The following is a 20,655-nucleotide window of genomic DNA, read 5'->3' on the forward strand; positions in this document are numbered from 1 at the left end:
GTCCTTGCTCGGTCGGACAAGTCGAGGGATCGAGGTGGGAAGGTTAGGCGTCCGCCGCGAGGCGTCGACCGAGTGTCGCGAGTGTGAACTGGATCCAGCGAATGTTCTCCTGTTCGAACGAAATTCCGCGCAGCAGGGTCAGATACGGGCCGATGCGCTCGGCCTCCTCGAGGTAGGCGTGTTCGCTCCGGCCGTTCAACAGCCGGGTGCGCAAGCGCTCGTATCTGGCGAGTTTGGCCGTGGACCAGTCCAGTCGCTCGGCGAGGGTGTCGCGCATGGCAGGGGCGTCCTCGTTCTGCATGCCCTGCACCTGCACGAGTAGTTCGTCGCGGATGGTGGTCGGTTTGGCGGGCGCGGTGACAAACTCGCGCAAGGCGGTTCGGCCCGCCGGGGTGATCGAGTGCAGTCGCTTGTTGGGGCGCCGCTCCTGCTCCACGACGCGGGTGTCGATGAGCCCGTCGGCTGCCATGCGTTCCAGCTCCTTGTAGAGCTGCTGGGGTGTGGTCATCCAGAAGTTGGCCACCGAGGCGTCGAAGCCTTTGGCCAGGTCGTAACCGGATGCCTCGCCCTCCAGCAGGGCGGCCAGCACGGCGTCGCGTAATGCCATCCGGTCAGCCTAGCAGTCGTGATGACTATTCAATTTATTGTCCACTATCTCTGGTGGACAGCTCTTGTGATCCACGATACTGTGCGCTGACCTACTCAAGAAATTTACTAGAAAGGTCGGGCATGCATCCGTTCCGAGCAGCCGTGGAGGCCCGCGACGACGCTGCCATCGAGGCGCTGCTGGCAGACAACGTCGTCTTCACCAGCCCGGTGGCCTTCCGGCCGTATTTGGGCAAGGCGATCACCGCCGCGATTTTGCGGGCGGTCATCCGGGTCTTCGAGGACTTCCGCTACGTGCGCGAGATCGCCGACGCTGGTGGGCACGACCATGCCTTCGTGTTCGAGGCCACGGTGGACGGCAAGCAGGTCACCGGTTGCGACTTCCTGCACTTCGACGCCGACGGCCGGATCGACGACTTCATGGTCATGGTGCGGCCGCTGTCGGCCGCGCAGGCACTGTCCGCGCGGATGGGCGAGCAGTTCGAACAGATCAAGGCGGAGGCCACGGCGCAGCTCGAGCGTGCGGCGGCCGAGGCGTGACCGATTACGACGCCATCGTCATCGGAGCGGGTAACGCCGGTCTCACCGCGGCCGCGACCCTGCAGCGCGGCGGTGCCCGAACCTTGTTGCTGGAGCGCCACAATATCCCCGGCGGTTGCGGAACCTCCTTCCGTCGTGGACGTTTCGAATTCGAGGTGGCCCTGCACCAGCTGTCCGGGGTCGGTGTGGAGGGACAGTCGATTTCCTTGCGGGAGGGACTGTTCCGGCAGCTAGGCATCGCCGACAAGCTGGAATTCGTGCAGGAGCACGACCTCTACCGGGCGGTGGTGCCCGGTCGGCTGGATCTGACCCTGCCCGCCGACTGGGACGGCGCCATCGACGCCATCGAGGCCGAATTCCCCGGCAACCGTGACCGCACCGCGCGCTTCTTCGAACTGGTCAAGCAGGTGACGTTCTGGCAGATGGCCGCCATGCGCGGGCTGCCTGCGGACCAGCTCGGCCCGCTGCTGTTCGAGTACGGTCTGCGGCCGGCCAAGGCCGTCTTCGACGAGTACTTCGACGACGACCGCATCAAGGCTGCACTGGGCATGTACTGGACCTATCTCGGCCAGCCGCCGTCCAAGCTGCCGTTCCAGGATCTGGCGTTGATGTTGTTCGCCTACTTCGAGTTCAAGCCGTGGCATGTGCGCGGCGGATCGCAGGCGATGTCGACGGCCATCCTCGATACGTTTCTGTCCGCGGGTGGTGAGGTCCGGTTCAGTACCGGCGTCGAGGCCGTGCTCACTTCGGCAGGGCGAGCCATCGGCGTGCGCCTGGACGACGGCACCGAGGTGACCGCACTCGATGTGGTGTCCAATGCGTCGCTACCGAGCACCTACGGGATGCTCGAGGGCATCGATGTGCCCGCGGCGGTCCGCGCCGACCTGGCCACTCGCCGCATCGGCGTCTCCGGCTTCGCCCTGCACATGGGCTTGGATGCGACACCGGCCGAACTCGGATTCACCACGAGCACCACCTTCGTCAACGCCGATCTCGACGACGACCACACCTACGGTGGCTGGCGCTCCTTCGCGCCCGCGCGCGGAATCTGTGTCAGCTCTTACGATGTCGCCCCGATCGGCTTCGCGCCGGCCGGAGCCACCCACGTCAGCCTCATCACCCTGCAATACGCCGACATCTGGCGCGACGTGTCGCCGCGGGACTACGCGCGCACCAAATTCGCCTATGCCGACACGCTTCTCGATCTTTGCGAGACCGTCACTCCTGGCATCCGGGACGCCATCGAAGAGGTCGACGTCGCCACTCCGCTGACCATGATGCGCTATCTCGGCCATCCCGGCGGCGCCATCTACGGCTACGACCAGGATGCGGGCGAGGGCTGGCTGTTCCGCAACAGCGAGCGCGAAACCCATGTTCCCGGACTGCATCTGGCGGGTTCGTGGGCCGGTATGGGTGGCTTCCAGCCGACCCTGGAAGCGGGCGCCCGCGTGGCCCGCCGACTGCTGCGCGCCAAGGCCGCCTGAAAACCGAAGGACCAACAACATGAAACACCCACTTGCCGAACGGTTCGATGGCGCAGGGAAGGTGCTCGCGGAGCTCGATGCCCGCGCCGCCGACACCCGCGATCACCTCGCCGAAACACGCGGCACCATCGACGCCTACCACCCCAAGCGGCTGCGACTGATCGTCGCCGAGGTCATCGACGAGACGGCGACCACCAAGACCTTCCGTATGGAAAGCCTTGACAGGGAAGAACTCCCGCCGTTTCTCGCCGGGCAGTACGTCAACGTCTTCGTCGACGGGACGAGCCGCCCGTACGCCATCTCCTCGAGCCCGACCCGGCTCGGCCACTACGACCTCACCGTGCGCCGGGTTCCCGGCGGGCGGATCAGCAATCTCCTGCTCGACACGGTCGAGACCGGGCAGATCGTGAACACGACCGGACCGATGGGCACCTTCCATCACAATCCGCTGTTCCACGGCGAGGATCTGGTGTTCCTGGCCGGTGGTTCCGGTGTGGTCCCGGCGATGAGCATGATCCGCGAGGTGATCGAGCTCGGCTTGGACCGGCGGTTCCAGCTGATCTACGGTTCCCGCAACGCTTCCGACATCATCTTCCGCGACGAGCTCGACGCGGTGGCTGCCGCTCATCCCGGTATCTCCGTCGATCATGTCATCGCCGAGCCCGATGCCGAGTGGGACGGCGCGACCGGATTCCTGTCCGTCGACGTCATCGCCGCGCTCGCGGGGGATCTGGGTCGACGCATGGTGTACGTCTGTGGGCCGCAGGCGCTGTATCCGTACGCGCTCGAGCAGTTGACCGCGCTCGGTCATTCGCGCAAACGGATTCGCTTCGAAGCCAACGGCGCACCTGCCGCGCCCGCCGCGCAGCCGCACTGGCCTGCCGGTGCCGAACCCGGCGAGGAGGTGACCGTGACCGTCGGCGGCGCCTCCTTCCGCACCCGGCGCGACCGCCCGCTCCTGGATGCGCTGGAGGACAGGAGAATTCGACCCGAGGCCGCATGCCGCTCGGGTGAGTGCAGCCTGTGCCGGGTGCGCGTGGTGAAGGGACAGGTGCACACCGCCGCAGAGGCCAAGCTGCGCCTCTCCGATGAGCAGTTCGGCTACACGCATTCCTGTGTCGCCTATCCGATCAGCGATGTGGAACTCGAGGTGTGAGCGCCGCCTGACGCAGTCGGCCGCGGGCCGCCGCGGCCGACATCGAGCACGGGTTCATTCCTGGATTCCGCTGACGACCGACGAATGTTGGCACTACCATCTATTTGTCGCGAAAAAGCTCCACGCACGCTGCGCATGTCACTGTTTGATCGACGCTCACCCTTGGTCAGGGGAGGAACGAACGTGATGCATCAGCTCCAACAGTTATTGGCCGCACCGTTGGGTTTGGGGACCTCGGCGTTCCATATCCCCGGCGCGTCCGGGCAGACCACGGTCGAGCTCGGCGAAAATGCCTACACTGCTTGCGATCTCACCGGCCCTGCACGGGAACTAGCGTCCGGCGGTGAGATCGGCCGGGTGCCGTCCGGCCTCGGGTTCGCGCGGCGGGACACCTACGCGCCGCTGCCGTATCTGGAGCGGGCATGGGGTGATGGTTCCCACTCGCCCCTCTACTGCCCGGCGACCGCGCGCATCGACGAGGCTCTAGGCGAGGAGGTCAATCGCCGGTTGGTGGCGTGGGCCGAACGCGTCGGTATTCACGAGGGCCGGATGGACAAGTTCCGCGACACCGGTTTCGGGCGGTTGGCCATGCTGACCCATCCCGACAGCGACGACCCCGACATGCTGCTCGTCGCCGCGCAGATGAACGCCGCGTGGTGGGCGGCCGACGACTACTACGCCGACGAGACGCCGTTGGGCGCAACACCGACGGAGCTGCCGCCGCGCCTCGCGTTGGTGATGTCGGCGATGGACCCGCCGCCGCACGCTGGGAGCTACACCGAGCAACTCGAGGAGGCGGTGACCGCCGATCCGGTGCTCGTCGCACTGCGGTCCGCGACCGCACACCTGACCAGCCACGCGACCCCGTCGCAGGTGATGCGCGCGTGCAACACCACGTTCCAGATGTATGTGAGCTGGACCGCCTACGCGGCCTGGCGATATCTCGAAACACCGCCTGCCGCATGGCGTTACCTCGCGGCGCGCCAGCACGACAGCTTCTACACGTCGATGACGCTGATCGACGTCGTAGGCAGCTATGAGCTCACCGGAAATCTCTTCTACGACAAGCGGTTCCATCGCGCCCTCATGCAGGCAGGCACCGCATCGGTCCTCGTCAACGACCTCTACTCGGCGGAAAGGGAGGCGGCCGACGAACTGCCCGACTCCAACCTGGTGCTGTTGATCGCGGCGGAAGAGAACTGTTCGCTCGATGACGCGATCGAACGAACAGTCGCCCTGCACAACGACTTCGTCAGAGGATTCGAGACCGCCCAACGCGAACTCTCTGCCGTCCCGTCGCTGGAACTGCACCGGTTTCTGCGCGGTGCGCAGGCCTGGATGGCAGGCGGACTCGAATGGCACAGCGCCACCAGTCGCTACAAGTCGGAGTCCGCCGATCGAGCCTGAGACACCGCCTACGCGGTGATCTGCGTGATGATTTTCAGGATGGCGGCCTCTTCGCCGACGGGGTCGGTGAGCGGGCAGATCATCGCGACGATTTCGTCGGCGCCTGCCTTGTGCAGGTCGCTCAGGCGCTGGTGAATGGTTTCCTCGTCGCCGTAGACGAAGCCTTCGCGGATGAAATCGTCGCTCAGCAGGCCCTCTGCGGTGAGGGGAAATCCCGCCTCGCGGAACATCTTCGCGTACGTGGGGAAGGTTCGATAGGCGGAGAAGACACCCTGCGCCACCTCACGCACGATGTTGAAGTCGTCGGTGAGCACGATGGGTGCGCTGACGATCAGGGGTGGGCATGGGCGCTGAGCCAGTTGTGCTCCGGCTTCCAGCGCAGGCCTGGCGATCGAGCGCACATAGGACGGGCCCGCCCAGGTGAGCATCGCGCCGTCGGAGATCTCGCCCGCCAAACGAATCATGTTCTGGCGCACAGCGGCCAGGACAATCGGCGGCCGCGGCGGCGTGAGCGCGTCAGGCAGGGCGGCGTGCACCTGGTAGTACTCGCCGTCGAGGTCGACGTGCCCGTCCCACAACATGCCACGCAGCACCGCGATGTATTCGCGCAAATGGCCGAGCGGCTTGCCGTAGGGCAGGCCGTAGATACCTTCGATCGCTACCTTGTGACTGGCTCCGACGCCGAGCCGGAATCGTCCCGGCGCGAGCTCAGCCGCGACCAGCGCCTCGTTCGCCCTGGCCAGCGGATGGCTGGGGTAGGTGATCGCGATGCCGCTGGCCAGTCCGATGCTGCTGGTACGAGCGGCCGCCGCGGTGACAATGCTCAGCCCGTCCGGACCGACCGGCCACGTGGGCACCCAGGCCGTGCTGACGCCTGCCTCCTCCGCCCGCGTAATCGCATCCAGCACAGGGCGTACCGGCGGCGGGAATATCGCAATCCCGACAGGGACAGTGGAAACCATGAAGATCTGCCTTTCTTCGGCAGCGGACACGCCGCGCACCTGCTCTGCAGCCGGAATGGTAGTCGTGCGGGGACTCCGACGACGGTTCTCGGCTTGCCGATGATCAATCGGATTACGGTACGCGAACTTTCGCGCAGGCACCGCCCCGGAGCTGGGCCTCGGCGCCGCGATCAGTAGGTAGGAGCTTCGAGGCACGGCAGGCTGGTTGATGTCGTCGTGACGTGGAATTGATGCAGCAACCTCGGCTTTGCCGAGGAGTTCGCGTGCCTGGGGATGCCCGAGGGGAACACCCGTCGTACACGTGGTTGCATGAGAGGACGCAGGACGAGGCGGAGGGTCATGGGATACGACTGCACATTGCATCTGGTGGACGAGGACGCGATCCGGGAGCAGTTCGTGCCCCGGCTGCTCGGGAGTTCCGCCGAGCCAACGGCGCTGGATCGGGTGCGGCCTGGCGCTGAGGACCTCTGGCGACAGGTGCGGGAGCTGCTGGTCGGAGCGGACGGGCATGCCGCGGCGGCGGCCGTGTCCGTCGCGGCGATCATGTTCAGCGCGTCGATGCTGCCGTACCGGTACGAGCGAGGGCTGGCGTTGGGCCTGGCGTTCGAAGCGGGCCGGGTGTTCCCCGACGCGGTGTTCGTGCCGAAGGCCGAATATGCGCCGGACGGGTTGTTCACCGAAGTCGTTGCGGCACATCCGCAACTGGGTGGGCGGTTCTCGTCGGGATGGTTCAGCGGGAACTACTCGACCGGCCTCTACGTGCCCGCCGAGCATGTGGCGGAGGTGCTGGCGTGGGTGGACGAGCAGCTCGCGCCGATGACGAAAGGCGAGCAGCGTAAGTACCGGGGGATCGTGGCCACCCTGCGGGCGGCCGTCGATCGCAAGCTCGGGTATTGGGAGGCAACCGATCTCGCGGTGCCTGCGGCGGGGGAGTTCCCCGGCGACCCCGACCTGATGTGGGCGCAGTACCTGGGCAACGACGGAACTCCGGCCGCCGCGGTGGAGACCGCACCGGCCTCGCCGATCGCGAGCGTCCTCGATGAGATTGTCGACGGATTCCTGTTGTCGCACAGCGATGGAAAGACTCCGTGGGTGGAGTTGTGGGATCTCGAGGCGTGGCCGCCGCGCTTGTCCTTGCAGCGCAATGAATTCTGGGTAGCGGCGGCGCAGTCGCCGACGGGCGGTTGGCTCGCGCAGTCCACCGTCGACACCAAGGTGCGTCCGCGCGTGTTCGGGCCGATCCTGGTGGACGGCAACGACGACGCGCCACGCGTATTGCCGCCCAAGGGGCCGGGTGCGGCCGACCTCTACGCGCACGAGTGCTACTTCCTCGGGGCGCGTCCGGTGGTGCTGCATGAGGTGAAGACGCACCTGCTGCGATTCGGCGGCATGAACGTCGGCGACCCGCTGCCCGGTCCGCTGTGGCTCGCGGACTCCGGTGTGTGGGAGCCGATTCCGGGCATCCCCGATGCGGTCGTGGTGAAAAGCGTGCTCGGCGACGCCGCGCTTCCGATGACCGGGGCCGCCCGGCTGGCCGACGGCAGCACCGTATTGATCTGGGACGGAAACGGTTACGAACTCGACGCGGCGGGCACCGGCTGTGCGCTTGCGTTCGAGATGGGTGCCAAGCGCTCATCCGTCGAGTTCACCTCGGTGCCGGCGGGCGACAACGGATTCTTCTATCTGTCGAATCGCGACCTGCACGAGATCCGTCGAGGCGGCGCACCGATCCGGCATGGCGAGGCGTGGACGAATGTGATGGCCGTGCGTCCGGGACCGGACGGCGGTCTACTGCTGAAGTTCGGTGGCAACGACGAGGGTCATGTCGGCGTGCTCTACTTCCCGGAGAGCCGCACCTACATCCCGCTGCCGCCTGAGCTGTTCGACGACAGGGACAGCTACTCGGCGTTGTACTGGAGCCGAGCAGCCGACCGGATCGTCGTGATCGGCGGTGGTTTCATCGCTGTTCCGGTGGAAGCGGTACTGGCACAACCGAGGTCGGCCGTTCCGGACTAACTTCCTACTCCGGCGCCCATACGGCCGGTCGTTGGCTCAGTGCCGAGGCTTGGCCATATGGACGACGCCGCTGATGTGGTTGGGCGAGAGCGGGTCCGGTGTGGGAAGAAGCCGATAGCCCGCGTTCTGGTACATGCGGATGTTCCGTGCACTGTTGGCACCGGTGAACAGGACGAATTGTGCGATCTGTGGGGGAGCGAGACTTTCGATCAAGCGCAGTAGCTGCGAGCCGAGGCCGCGCCCGGCGAGGTCGGGTGCGACCATGAGCCGACCGATAAGCCAGTCGGTGTCGTGGATCTGGCCACGGACCGCCGCAACCAGACGTCCGCGTTGCCGCACAACGAGAGTCGTCGATGCGGTCGCCCACGCCAGCACCTCGTCGTGTGTTTCGCGCAGTGCGGGCAGGTCGAGCATGTTGTTGAGCACTGCCTCCGGCACCCAGCAGCATCGTTGCAGGACAACGAGTTCGGCGAGATCGTCGGGCCGGAAGGCGGACAACGTGGCGTCGGCGAGCACGTTCGACAGCGCGTCGCTGGGCAGATCTAGCTGGTATGGCGAGTGTGCGACCATGCGCGGGTTCCCGATCGGTAGTGGCGGAGCGTGCTCGGAACATAACAGTTAGGGTTTCCGAACAGGTACTTATTTGTTCCTGATAGCATCAGTGCATGACCGTGCCGACCGGGCGTCGCGAGCGGAAGAAGGCCGCGACCCGCCAGAACATCGCCGACACCGCTTTGCGGCTGTTCTTGGCACGCGGGTACGACGCGGTGGGCATTCGGGACGTGGCCGCCGAAGCGGATGTGGCCGTCACCACGGTCTTTTCCCATTTCGCCTCGAAAGAGGCCCTGGTCTTCGAGCAAGACGAGAACTTCGAGCAGCGCCTGACCCGGGCGGTCACCGACCGGGCGGCCGACGAACCGCTCATCCCCGCGCTGCGCCACGAGATCCACGCCATGGTGCGGCACTGTGCGGCCGACACCGGCACGCCGATCTGGCGCATGATCAATCAAACGCCCGCCCTCCGCGAGTACGAGGAGTCGATGCGGCTGCGCTACGCGGACTCGCTGGCAACAGTCATCGCGGCAACTCTCGTCCCGGCGCCGAGCGCAACGGCGTGCCGGGCGCTCGCGAGGTTCGTCGTCGACGCCTTTTCGCTCGCCAGGGAGGCCGATGAGCCGGCGGTCGCCGTGGACGAGATCTTCCGGATGATCGAGGCTGCCTGGGCGGTCAGCTATCCTGCTCGACGCACATAGCGTCTCGCGATCTCACCAATTCTGGTCGGAGACTCGCGGTTTCCGCCAGATGTGCTCCGCCGCATCGGAGAGGTCAGGTACTGCCCTCGCGGGTTCTCGCGGCACCTCGGGATCGAGATTCGGTGCGCCCTCGATCATCTCGGACAGCTTCGGTAGCCAGGACCGGCGTTCGCTCAGCGGTTGCAGCAGCGCGCGTCCTTTCCGTTCCACGTCGGCCGCCGCGGCCTGCACTGCTTCGGTCATCGCCTCGGCGATCTCGTCGTAGGTCAAATCGCCGATGTCGTCAGCGAATACGGTCCCGATGAGCACGCCGCTCGCATTCACCGTCACCTGTATCCGCTTGTCGCAGGCCGAGGCGGAGGCGGTCAACGCCATCCGCTGCTGCTGGATATCGGCGAGGCCGGTCAAGTGCTCGTGCAGCGCGTCCATCATCGTCGCCGCGTCGGCGCGGAGCCGGTCATTCGTCATCGAAGTCTCCGCTTCTCGCGATCAGGTCGGTCACCACGCCGCGCCGAGATGTCTGCGCTGATTCGACAGCGATTGCGCAGTCTCCCAATGGTCTTCGGCTCGCTCGAGCATCAGCTCGATCGCCGTGTCGACCATCCGGGACAAGCGCTCGGTGCCGACCCCCATCGCGATGGGGTTCGCATTGATGGGGATCACGTAGCGACCGTCGTCGCGCACATCGCGCCAGAGCAACAGTTCTTCGTCCATGCCGCGCGAGCCGAACATCGAACGCCCCTGCCGGATTCTGATCGTGCCGGTGGTCGTTGCCGGTGTGCGAAAGAACCGCAAGCTACGGGCTTCGACAGACTCGACGCCATCGTCGGACACTCTGGCCCAACGGAACCCGTGGTGTTCGCCGGCCAGCATGTCGCCGGTGATGATGGTGATGTTTTCCTGTCGCCCGGCGGGCACCGCGGCGGGCAGCGTGCGGACCACCGCCTCCGCCAGATCGCGCGGTGCGCACTCGACCACCGTGAAACCGCCACTGTGGTCGATGGTTTCGCCAGGCAGCTGCGTCAACACGTACGCCTGCGCACCCGACCGGACCGCGTGGACCCACAGCCGCTTCTTCGGATTCTCCATCTCGTGGTCACACCAGGCGCAGACCGTGATCACCGCCTCCGGATTCGACACGGTCTCGAGCACGCCCTCGAAAGATCGACCGACCTGGATGCGCAACCGCTCCCACGTCTCGAATTTCGCGCGCTCGTACTCGGACTCGCGGTCGTAGCGACAGGTGTAGACGAACGGGGCAGGCAGCGCGTCGTCGGTGTGCCGCTCCCACAGCACCACGAATTCCAGGTCGGTGAAATTCCAGGTGGCGGTCATGGCTCGATCACCGGCATCGAAGCAGCGACGGGCGTACCGAGATCCTCTTCGAAATGGGTCACCGAATCGAGGTACTTGGCTCGCTTGTGGCCCGCTCCGCCTGCTTGGGCGGCCGCACCCGGCGCACCTGGGGAACCCGGCATGCCGCTCATCGGCATGCCAGGACCGTACGGCATGGCGGGCGCGAGCTGGTTGGGGAAGGTCGGCGGCGTCGCACGCGGGAACAGTTTCGGGTCACGCAGTGGCTGGGCAGGGACGTCCGGTCCTGGACCGGGGCCGCCGGGACCGGGCCCTGGACCGCCGCCATGGTTGCCAGGGAGCGAGCCGTCGAGCGGAGGAAGGGCGGCGCTCAACGAATGCTGGAGTTGGGCGGCCGCGTCGACGGCAGGCTTGATCGCTTCCCCAGCCTGTTTCGCCAGGTCGAGGAACGAGCGGATCGGGTCGGACGCAGAACTCGACGGTGGTGTGGCCGGACTCGCCCACCGCGAGTGGTCGGGCTGTTTCGACGAGTTGTTGTCGCGCGTCTCCGGACGGTCCTGGCCGCTTCTTGGCTCGGGTTTGTCCTTGTCGCACGGTGATTCGGGCTGATCCGACGGCGGCATCGGGTGGAAAGGCTTGCCTTCGGCGCAGTCGGTGTAGCCCTTCTTGTAGCCGTCTTCGAAGGTGCCGCCCGGCTTCTTCTGCTCCACCGGCTTGGTAGTGACTTTGTCGCCAGGGCCTTTTCGTTCCGGGGAGAGCGGCTTCTCCTCCGGCTTGGGCGGAACGTTATAGCCGCCAGGACCTTTCCGCTCCGGGGCGATCGGCTGCTGTGGGCCGCTGTTGCGCCCAGGTCCGCCGTTGTTGCCACCGGTCAACGGGGGCATGACAGGAGGTGGTGGCCCGCCCTGGTTCCCGGGCACTTGGGTTTTCACCTCCGGTGCCGGCGGCACTTTCGATACCGCCGGGGTGTTGCCGCTGCTTGCCGTGACAGGCGTGGGGGACTTGTCGCCATTGTTGCCTGCACCCTGTGGCTTGTCGCCTGGCGCGTACGGCTTGCCCTGGCTGCCGTCTTCGTAGCCCTTGCGGTAACCGTCCTGATAGGTGCCGGAACCGGTCGGATTGCCGTTCGCGCCAGACGAATTGCCGCCGGGTTTGAGGCTGCCGGCATTGTTCTGGCCCGAGTTGACACCATTGCCGGCTGGACCCGGGCCACCGATGCCGTTCGGGGTGTTCGAGTTGTTCTTGTTGTTCGGGTTGTTGTTGCCGTTGTTGGTGTTATCGGGACTGTGGTTGCCGCTGGGTGCGCGTTGGACGGCCATCGGCGTGCCTGCTGTCGACTCGGTCTGCTGGCTTTTACCGCCCTCGCCCGGACCAGCGGTTTCGCTCGGCTTGTCCCCGCCTGGTTTGTCCCCGCCTGGTTTGTCGCCACCGGGCTTGTCGCCACCGGGCTTGTCGCCACCGGGCTTGTCCCCGCCCGGCTTGTCTCCGCCCTTGCCAGGGCCCTTCACCCCGGTATACGGATCAGTAAAGGTCGGGAGGACTGAGGTGGTGTTCTTGATGCCGGTGACGTAGTGCTCGCCATACTTGAGCCTGACCTCGGCAAGATCGTTGTGATTGTTGTAATTGTTGGGCTGCAATGTCTTCGGCATCCATGATTTTGTGGTGTACAACCACTGTGCGGTGTAACTGAACAGCTCGCCCATGAGATCCGCACCTTCGGCGAGCTTTGCCACCGAGGGCTGATAGTTGGCAACCGCCTGCATGGCCGCCTCCGCCCCCTGCCCCTCCCATTTCGCTGCCTTGACCTTACCCAGCGAGTCCTTGAAAACTGTTCCCGCATCGTCGAGTTCGTTGGAAATCCAATGCCACACAAAGGATGAGAACACGCCGGCATTCGGGACAATGCGTGCGCCATGCCAGAACAGGTCTCCCCAAGTCCGGCTGTCCGGCGGTTCGGGATCGACGGGCTTGGACTTGCCGCCACCGGTCTCCAAGAGAAAAGGTGGTGGTGCCGTTGATTTCGAGATGGTGTCGACCCCGGGCATCTTGGACACGTTCGCGTGGATCGTCTCGTGCGTGATCTTCATGTTCCCCAGCCGGTCGAAGACCTCTTTCGAATTCGCTTCACTCCCTTCATACTTCCGGCCCGCGTCTCGAAAAGTCTCGCCCATGAGGGTGAGCACCTGGATGTGCGAGTTCAGCCGCTCGCTCAACTCGACGGCCTTGCCGCTCATCCGGTCGGAGAAGGCGAATGACGACACCAAACCGCCGAACGGGCCATAGGAGCCCAGATATTTCGGGTCCGGGTTGCCTGCGAAGTGCGCGCCCATATTGTCGAGCTTGTCCAGGGAGTTATTGGTGATCATCTCCTGCACGCCCTTGAGGCGGCCGATCAACTCGGCACAGAGGAGGGCGCTGTCCTCAGCCGCCTTCGGCTCGAACTTCAGAAAGCCGTCGCCCGCCTGTTTCTTGAGTCCTGGCCACGGTGAGTCGACCTTGTGCGCCATCGTTTCTCCCTACTCCTCTGTGCCGGTGCGCTGAACAGTGATCGCCGAATGTTCCGACAGCGGAGCAGTTTCCGCCGTCGGGCACGGCCGATCAGCCCTTTAGTCGTTGTGCCCCCGTTGCGTCCTGCTTGTCCAGCCAGTTCGCCGCCTCGCGGACGCTGCCCGAGAACTTGCCGAGGTGCTCCGCCATGCCGTCTCCGCTCTCGACCATATTTTTGGATACGGACTTGTAGCCGTTCTCGCCGTCGGCGAACGTCCTGCCGTACTTGTCATCGCCCCACACCACGCCTTTCGCTGCCAGTTCCCCCTTCAGCGCGGTCATTATTTTCGCCAAACTTGCGCGCGCCTCATCGATTTTCGGCGCCACGTCGGTGCGCAGCAGTCCGGTGTCGACGTGAACTGTGGAAGCCATCGCTGATCACTTCTCTTTCTTCTCATCGGGTGGTTCGGGATAGCCGTCCGGCACCCAGTCGGCCAGATCGGGGACATCCGGCGTATGGAATTCGCCTGGGAGCCCGTCGGTTTCGCGGATGAGTTTCGGACGCGACTTGGCCTTCAATTCGCCGCCGGGCAGCGCGGTGCCCTTACTCTGGAATTCGATGATCCACGTACCCGCGGCAGTCTTCTTCAGGACCTGACGATCTACCGTGCCGTCGTGACCGATCGTCCAGATCGCACCGTCCGTGCCGATCCAGGATCTGCCGTTCGGCCCGGTCAGCCGGGTCACGCCGTCGCCACGGATGACCCACTCCCGTCCGTCCGGCGCAGTCACCACGACGGTGCCGTCGATGCGGGCCTCGCGCGTTGAGCCGTCCCGGTAGGTGGTGACGACGCGGTCGCCACGTAGCTCGCGGTCGCGCACCGGGCCGTCGGCGTAGGTGATTTTCGCGCCGTCCGGTGTGCGCTCGACGATCGTGCCGTTCCCGAAATCACGGCGCTGGCCAGGGGGTAGCACATCGTCGGGGCCGACGTGCACCTTTCCTGAGCGGTGATCGATCCACACATCGGGTGGGTAGCCACCCGGCCTCGACGACCTGACCAGCACCGTGTCGTTACCGACGATCGTTTCGCCGTTCGGGTCCTTGACGCGTGATTCGCCGGACGTGAACGTGTGCTCGGTGCCGTCCGGAGTTCGCACGGAAACTGTTCCGCTCGGACGCTTTTGGATAGTCGTCGTGTCTGGACCGACTTCGGTGCGCGCACCGTTGGAATCGACAGCGTGCGCCTTGTCCGGTCGGTTGTACTTCGAAAAAGGATCATCCAAAGCAGGACGCGGCGTTGCATTGTCACCCTCGGCGGGCGGGGGAGTGTGATCCCGCAACGGCGGAGGTGCGCCGTCACCGTCCGGAGGTGTCGCGCTGCGATCGGGTGGTGGTGTCGAGCTGCGATCGTCCTGCGGCGGAGTCTTCGCAGGCGGGTCCTCCACTGTCGGCTTCGCGGGCGGTGTGCTCGTCGGCGGCTCGTGATCGCCAGAGCTTTTACCTTGGGGCGGTGGTGCTTTCGGATCCGCGCCGCTACGCCACGGACCTTCGCCGTGCTCGCCCCACGGCGACGGAACCTTCACCCACGTCGAACCATCGCCATCCACCGGCAACCCCTCATCGGGGCGGAACGATGGACGTGGACCGTCCGCATCGGACCAAGGGATCTGATCCTGCGGCTTTGGTGGGGAGGACTCGTCTCGTGGTGGCGGGGAGTAGGACTCGTCTCGTGGTGGTCGGGACGTCTCGTCTCTTGGTGCTGGTGGCGTCTCGTCTCGTGGTGGTGAGGACGACTTGTCGCGCGGGGGTGACATTTCGTCTCGCGGCGATGGCTGCGACTTGTCGTGCGGAGGTGACAACTCGTTTCGTGGTGGTGGTGGGGACGACTCGTCTCGCGATGGCGGCTGCGACTCGTCCATCCACTTCGGGGCGTGGGGATACCGAGGCTTCGGCTGATGGATCGGCGGCTTATCACTCGAGGGCGACTGCTTCGGCGGCGCAAGATCGGGCGACCCTGAACCTGACCGCGGCACGGGTGGCGGTGTGGGGGTTGACGACGAGCCGTCGCTGCCCGGCGGCCATCCGCCGTCGGGGCGGAGCGACGGAAAGTAGTCGTCGGTGCCCGACGAAGAATTCGGATCACGCCCGTATCCATGCCAGACGTGTTCGGGCGAGTCCGAATCCCGGTGCGGCAGCACATTTCCGCCGTCGGGCGCAAGACCTGCCTTGCCCTTCGGTGGTGGCGCCACGTCCGCAGGCGGTTGCATTCCGGCGCCCGGCGGCGCCGACCTCGGGCGGTCCAACGGGACATCCACCCGGTCCAGCCACGGCAGCCGACCCGGCGGCCCCGACTCGGGTCGCGGAGGCGGCGGCGTGAGGGACGGTGCCTTGAGGTCGCCGCCCTTGGGCGACGGCGACGGAGGTGTCCTGTGATCACCACCTGACGGCGATGGCGGTGAAGTCTGCGGCCTCGAGTCACGCACAGGCGGGGTCTGTGTGCTCGGGTCTCGCGCGGGCGGAGTCTGTGTTCCCGGGTCACGCGCGGGCGGAGCCTGCACTCCCAAGTCACGCACGGGCGGCGGTGGAGTCTGCGGCCCCGAGTCGCGCACTGGCTGCTCATCGTGCGGTCGTCCCGGCTGCTCGTCCGCAGCGGGTCGTTGTGTCTGCGTCTCGGGCTGCGGCTGTGACTTGTTTACTGGCGGAGGCACATTCGACTCCGATTGCGACTTATCTGCCTGCGGCGTCTGCGCTCCCGAATCACGAACCGGTGGTGGCTCGTCTCCGGGGGTGCGTTCGTGGGTGACTCGTGGTGGTTCGTTGCCAGGGGCACGTTCATGAGTGACCGGAGGCGGTTCATCGCCAGGGGAGCGTTCGTGGGTGACCGGCGGGGGCTCGTCGCCAGGGGCGCGTTCGTGGATAACTGGTGGTGGTTCGGCTCCTTGGGTGCGGTCGTGGGTGACTGGCGGTGGAGTCTGCGACTCTGGGCCACGCACGGGCTGCTCATCGTGCGGTTGAACCGGCGACTCGTCGGCAGCGGGTCGTTGTGTCTGCGTCTCGGGCTGCGGCTGTGACTTGTCCACCGGCGGAGGCACATTCGACTCCGACTTGTCCGACTGCGGTGTCTGCGTTCCCGAATCATGAACCGGTGGTGGCTCGTCGCCGGGGGTCCGATCTGGCGTGATCGGTGGTGGTTCGTCGCCGAGGGTGCGTTCGTGGGTGACCGGTGGTGGTTCGTCACCTGGGGTGCGTTCGTGGGTGACCGGTGGTGGTTCGTCACCTGGGGTGCGTTCGTGGGTGACCGGTGGTGGTTCGTCGCCGAGGGTCCGTTCGTGGGTGACCGGTGGTGGTTGGTCGCCAGGGGCGCGTTCATGGGTGACCGGTGGCGGTGGTTCGCCTCCTGTGGTGCGCTCTTGTGTTGCCGGGGGTGGCGGCTCATCTCCCGGGGTCCGCTCTGGCATCACCGGCGGTGGCTCTGGCTGCGACTTGTCCACGGGCGGTGGAGGTTCCGTTTGATCTCGTTGGCTGCCGCTGCTCACCGGGTTCTGTGGGTCACTCGAACGAGAATTCGTCGGTGTGGTGTCAGGTACTTGCGCACGTGATTGCGTGCTCTCGCCGGACGGTCGCGAACTGCCGTCGCCTGGGTGCCCGGAATTGTGTTCGGACGGTCCGCGCGAAACGCCGTTGTTGCCACCGTTGTTCGACCCGAGGTCGTGCATCGGTATCGAGTTGGTTCCATCGTTTTCGGAACGTCCCCCGTTCCCGGAACTACCGGAAGTTCCTCCCTTTCCGGAGATCGGGACCATGTTCTTGTCGAACACGTTGGGCCACGGACCCATTTTGCCGTTGTCCGGCCCTCTCTTGTATCCGAGGATGCCGCGCCCACCGCCGACTATTCCGCCACGGCCCATGCCGCCGACCCATGTCTCCGGCGAACCGTTCGCATCTTTGAAACTGATGTCCGGATCCAGCGCAACGACACCGTTGCCGAAGAACGTGGAGACAGCGCCGGAGGTTATCCCCGAGATGCCGCCCTTCAGCCCATCGCCCGCCATCGGCTTGACTTGTGTATGAAAGTATCCGCCACCATGTTTGGGCTTGAACGCGCTGCCGAACAGCTTGTCGAAATTCTTGCCCGTCTCACGGGCGCTCTTGATACCAGGGTAGGTACCGACACCGGCCGCAGCACCGGAGAGCAACGTCTGCTTCCAGTTCCATTCCTTGCTATGCCCTTTCCCCAATTCGATGGTTTGCACCAAACCATCGAGGAACACCGAGATCCCCATGCTCTCCGGAATCTTCTGCGCATAGAGTCCGGTGTTCTTGAACCAACTCGGTTTGATCTGCACCTTGCCGAGTCCAGGGAACTTTCTGAGACCCTTCTGGGCCAGCGCACCCAACTTTTGGGCAAGCGCGGTGACATCCTTGACCACCCAATTCTCGAACGTCCGCAGGAAGCTTCGCGTCGATGCGACGGCCACAGCCTCCGCAGCAGCCGCGGTAGGCGGAAACAGCCACGCCCAGATGATCTCGATCGCCAGCGCAACCAGCGAGACGATGACCGTCAGCTTGACGGATTCCACCTGGGTGCCCATGTCGAAGACGGCGTCCGAAATCTGCTGATAATTCTGGGCGAGTTGGTCGAGTGACTCGTCGCCGGTGAGGAGCGGATCGAAGAGCTTCGCAATGGCCGCGCCGCCTTCGCCGTCACCGTAGGCGCGCATCGCCGCTTTTTTGGCGGCCTCGACGGACGGGATCAGCGCTTTGGTGTCTTTGCTCGCCTTCTCCCATACTTTCGCCAGCTCGAACAGCTGGTCTTCGTCGCCGTCCGGCCAGGCGGCTCCGGCGAGCCAGGCCAGCCACCGCAGTTCTTCCGGCAGGTCCAGGCTCATGCCCGCACCCCAGGTCGGCCTGGCGATGCCGCCTGCGCATCGGTGACGCCGGCCAGCGCCAGCTGGTACCACACCTCGCCGATGTCGAAACTTCCGTCGGGCGGCAGTATTTCGGCGAGCAGGTCGCGGGTGACGGTGCCTTGTTCAGCGGCGTGCACCAGCGCGGTGACCGATGGCCACGGTGCGGACAGCACGTCCGCCACCACCTCGATCACCGTCTCCGCGGTCCATATCCCTGGTATGGCGGCACCGATCTGATCCGCGTCCGGCGAGTCGCCGCGATACCAGCTGTCGCCTTCCCACCAATAGCAGAATGACAACATGCCGCGTGCCATTCGGGCATTGAGCACTGGATCGGCCACCCAATCCGGCGCTCCCGCATAGAGATCGGGCATCTCGGCGCGGCCGTTGTAAGCGGCGTGCAGTGCGGGAGCGTGCGCGGTGCCCCCGGACAGCACAGCTCGGCCGCCCGGCAGCACGATCACGGTGCTGCCGCCGTTGGCGCCCTCGAACCAGCCGGCCGACACCATTATTCGCGGACCCCACTCGGGCCGACCGGCGACGAAGGCCGCGGATATCACCGCCCAGCGCGCCCACAGCAGCGGCAACGCCGGAAGGCCTAGCGCGCGGACACCGCGCCGTGCGCCGGGGTCCGGCAGCGCCCGGCGCGGCGGCCTCGCCTGCTGACCTGGCGGCCCCAAGTATGCCCCGAGCCAGATCGGCAAGGTGTCACGCGGAAAGACTTGCAGATCAGCAGAATACGATTCGGGCGCCAAGCGATGTTCGTCCGGAATCGGTTCGTCACCGTAGTCCAGATCAACATCGAGCTGTCCAGCATCGGTGAACCGCAACATCATTCGCCACCAGGTCCGACCGGTCAGCTCGGCGGTCAATGCGCGGTGTTCGTGCGCGGGCGCCACCACCGTGTCCGGAACCTTCAGCTCGATCGAACTGCCCTCGGCATCAATGCAATACGCCTGCGCCATCCCGTCCGCGACGGTGACGACGAGCAGCACATCCAGTTGCTGCCAGCCCTCCGGCGCCACATCTGCGAACGCCAGCGCGATTCGGTGCAACACATGCCTACCCGCCTCTGCGGGGATCCCCGGCACATGATCAACGGGGGTGTCCACCTCGACATCGACGGTAGGGGAATCGGGCTCGGTCACCGCGGCGCGTGGTGACGGCTCGTCGATCGACAGTGTGAAAGGTATGTCGGTGTTCTCCTCCGATGGGCCAGCGACGGGCTCGATACCAGTGCCCACGGAGGAAGACATGACATCCAGCATCAGCCGGTTTCGCCGGTGCTGTCTTTGGCTTTCCGCGCAAGATCATTGGCAACGCGCGCACACCTGAACCGGCCGGCTGCCCGGGACGAACTTTATGATCACACCGTGGTCTGCGCTCGATACGAGTTGTAGCCTTCGGCCTACCTTTGCCCACGGAGGACGATCCCGGAGGTTGATCATGGCCACGCGGTTCCGATCCGAAGACGAGCCAACGAGAACGCGCCTCGACTATTGGCACGGGGTGCTGTGCACCGCGCTGGCGCCGGTCCGGATCCGCGTTCCGGACAGCGATATTCGCAGCCAGATCCACCAGGCGACGATCGGCCCGGTCTCGGCGATGCGCTTCCGGACCTCCGCTATCCAGGCAACCCGGACGCCCGATCTCATCGGGAAATCCGATCCGGACATGTACAAGATCAACCTCGCGACCAGTGGGGAAGGGATCTTCGAACAGGAAGGCAGGCAGTCCCGCCTGAAGCCGGGGGAGGTCATTCTTATGGATCTCGCCCGTCCGAGCCATCTGGCCATCGAGCAATCGCAAGACATCTCGATCGTCATGTTTCCGCGCCAGCTCCTTCCGGTGCGCCACAACAGGATCAGGGAACTCACCGCGGTCCGGTTCCCCACGGGCGACCCGTACACCGCGCTTGTCGCGGTGATGGCCAGGGAGCTGGTCAAGCACCTCGACTTCTACGACGGTGTCAACGACGCGCGGATCGGCACAGCGTTCCTCGATCTGGTGGCGCTCGCCATCGCGACCAGGCTCGACCGCGAATCGACCGTGCCGACCGAGAGCCGCGAGCATGCGATGAAGCTCCGGGTGCAGGCGTTCATCGAACAGCACCTCGGCGATCCCGACCTGTCACCCGCCACTATCGCTGCGGCCCATCACATCTCCACCCGCACCCTGCACAAGCTCTTCGAACCGGACGAGCACACGGTCACTGTCTCGATCCGGCGTCGACGGCTGGAGCACTGCCGCGCCGACCTGCTCGACCCCAGCCTGCTCGACCGTCCGGTCAGCGTCATCGGCGCCCGATGGGGATTCCGCGACCCGGCAGGATTCAGCCGCGCATTCCGCGCAGCCTACGGCGTCCCGCCAACCGAGTACCGCGCGATCAAAACCGATGCAACGCCGCCGCCCGAACAGGACTCGGCGCGCCCCACCCCCGAAAAGACTCGGACCGACCGGAACTCACCATCCCACTGCTGACCGGCACCGGCTCGGTCCATTGAGCGAACTGGTTTCAT

At 65.6% G+C, this 20,655-nt stretch carries 16 protein-coding genes; 7 read left to right on the plus strand and 9 right to left on the minus strand.

Features of this window, described 5'->3' with window-relative positions:
* Window positions 1–43: 43 nt before the first annotated feature.
* Complete coding sequence (locus ACGFNJ_RS15985; RefSeq protein WP_393447915.1) at window positions 44–607, minus strand: PadR family transcriptional regulator; 564 nt, start codon at window positions 605–607, stop codon at window positions 44–46.
* A 122-nt stretch (window positions 608–729) separates the two neighbouring features.
* Between ACGFNJ_RS15985 and ACGFNJ_RS15990 the strand changes: the two genes are divergently transcribed.
* The 4 genes from ACGFNJ_RS15990 (at window position 730) to ACGFNJ_RS16005 (ending at window position 5,193) form a co-directional block, all read left to right on the plus strand.
* The gene (locus tag ACGFNJ_RS15990) at window positions 730–1,146 is read left to right on the plus strand and encodes a nuclear transport factor 2 family protein (protein ID WP_393447917.1); all 417 of its coding nucleotides are present in this window, start codon (window positions 730–732) and stop codon (window positions 1,144–1,146) included.
* Window positions 1,143–2,630: a phytoene desaturase family protein gene (locus tag ACGFNJ_RS15995; protein WP_393447919.1), complete on the plus strand. Its 1,488-nt coding sequence runs from the start codon at window positions 1,143–1,145 to the stop codon at window positions 2,628–2,630. The genes ACGFNJ_RS15990 and ACGFNJ_RS15995 overlap by 4 nt, the downstream gene beginning before the upstream one ends.
* Window positions 2,631–2,649: 19 nt before the next feature.
* Entirely contained in the window at window positions 2,650–3,786 is a 1,137-nt protein-coding gene (locus tag ACGFNJ_RS16000; protein WP_393447921.1) for an FAD-binding oxidoreductase, read from the plus strand.
* A 186-nt stretch (window positions 3,787–3,972) separates the two neighbouring features.
* Window positions 3,973–5,193, plus strand: coding sequence for a family 2 encapsulin nanocompartment cargo protein terpene cyclase (locus ACGFNJ_RS16005; RefSeq protein ID WP_393449974.1), 1,221 nt, complete (start codon window positions 3,973–3,975; stop codon window positions 5,191–5,193).
* Between the two features lie 8 nt (window positions 5,194–5,201).
* On the opposite strand, the gene ACGFNJ_RS16010 is transcribed toward ACGFNJ_RS16005, so the two are convergent.
* Window positions 5,202–6,185, minus strand: a complete 984-nt coding sequence (locus tag ACGFNJ_RS16010) for an LLM class flavin-dependent oxidoreductase (protein WP_393447923.1) — start codon at window positions 6,183–6,185, stop codon at window positions 5,202–5,204.
* Between the two features lie 309 nt (window positions 6,186–6,494).
* On the opposite strand from ACGFNJ_RS16010, the gene ACGFNJ_RS16015 reads away from it, so the two are divergent.
* On the plus strand, window positions 6,495–8,171 hold the full coding sequence (locus ACGFNJ_RS16015; RefSeq protein ID WP_393447925.1) for a hypothetical protein: 1,677 nt from the start codon (window positions 6,495–6,497) through the stop codon (window positions 8,169–8,171).
* A 36-nt stretch (window positions 8,172–8,207) separates the two neighbouring features.
* Here the strand turns inward: ACGFNJ_RS16015 and ACGFNJ_RS16020 are convergent, their stop codons facing one another.
* Entirely contained in the window at window positions 8,208–8,741 is a 534-nt protein-coding gene (locus tag ACGFNJ_RS16020; protein ID WP_393447927.1) for a GNAT family N-acetyltransferase, read from the minus strand.
* Window positions 8,742–8,836: 95 nt separating this feature from the next.
* Between ACGFNJ_RS16020 and ACGFNJ_RS16025 the strand changes: the two genes are divergently transcribed.
* Window positions 8,837–9,424, plus strand: coding sequence for a TetR/AcrR family transcriptional regulator (locus ACGFNJ_RS16025; RefSeq protein WP_393447929.1), 588 nt, complete (start codon window positions 8,837–8,839; stop codon window positions 9,422–9,424).
* Window positions 9,425–9,436: 12 nt separating this feature from the next.
* Here the strand turns inward: ACGFNJ_RS16025 and ACGFNJ_RS16030 are convergent, their stop codons facing one another.
* The 6 genes from ACGFNJ_RS16030 to ACGFNJ_RS16055 all read right to left on the minus strand — a co-directional run bounded on the left by ACGFNJ_RS16030 (window position 9,437) and on the right by ACGFNJ_RS16055 (window position 19,392).
* Window positions 9,437–9,892, minus strand: a complete 456-nt coding sequence (locus tag ACGFNJ_RS16030) for a YbaB/EbfC family nucleoid-associated protein (RefSeq protein WP_393447931.1) — start codon at window positions 9,890–9,892, stop codon at window positions 9,437–9,439.
* A gap of 30 nt (window positions 9,893–9,922) precedes the next feature.
* Complete coding sequence (locus ACGFNJ_RS16035) at window positions 9,923–10,759, minus strand: ESX secretion-associated protein EspG (protein WP_393447934.1); 837 nt, start codon at window positions 10,757–10,759, stop codon at window positions 9,923–9,925.
* Window positions 10,756–13,245, minus strand: coding sequence for a hypothetical protein (locus ACGFNJ_RS16040; RefSeq protein WP_393447936.1), 2,490 nt, complete (start codon window positions 13,243–13,245; stop codon window positions 10,756–10,758). The genes ACGFNJ_RS16035 and ACGFNJ_RS16040 overlap by 4 nt, the downstream gene beginning before the upstream one ends.
* A gap of 91 nt (window positions 13,246–13,336) precedes the next feature.
* Window positions 13,337–13,657, minus strand: a complete 321-nt coding sequence (locus tag ACGFNJ_RS16045; protein ID WP_393447938.1) for a hypothetical protein — start codon at window positions 13,655–13,657, stop codon at window positions 13,337–13,339.
* 6 nt (window positions 13,658–13,663) lie between these two features.
* Entirely contained in the window at window positions 13,664–18,115 is a 4,452-nt protein-coding gene (locus tag ACGFNJ_RS16050) for a hypothetical protein (RefSeq protein WP_393447940.1), read from the minus strand.
* Complete coding sequence (locus ACGFNJ_RS16055) at window positions 18,112–19,392, minus strand: hypothetical protein (RefSeq protein ID WP_393447942.1); 1,281 nt, start codon at window positions 19,390–19,392, stop codon at window positions 18,112–18,114. The genes ACGFNJ_RS16050 and ACGFNJ_RS16055 overlap by 4 nt, the downstream gene beginning before the upstream one ends.
* Window positions 19,393–19,582: 190 nt before the next feature.
* Here ACGFNJ_RS16055 and ACGFNJ_RS16060 point away from each other — a divergent pair, with 190 nt between their 5' ends.
* Entirely contained in the window at window positions 19,583–20,617 is a 1,035-nt protein-coding gene (locus ACGFNJ_RS16060) for a helix-turn-helix domain-containing protein (protein ID WP_393447944.1), read from the plus strand.
* The last annotated feature ends 38 nt before the right edge of the window (window positions 20,618–20,655 follow it).

This window comes from Nocardia sp. NPDC049149, from assembly GCF_043197455.1.
In the GTDB taxonomy this organism is placed as follows: Bacteria; Actinomycetota; Actinomycetes; order Mycobacteriales; family Mycobacteriaceae; genus Nocardia.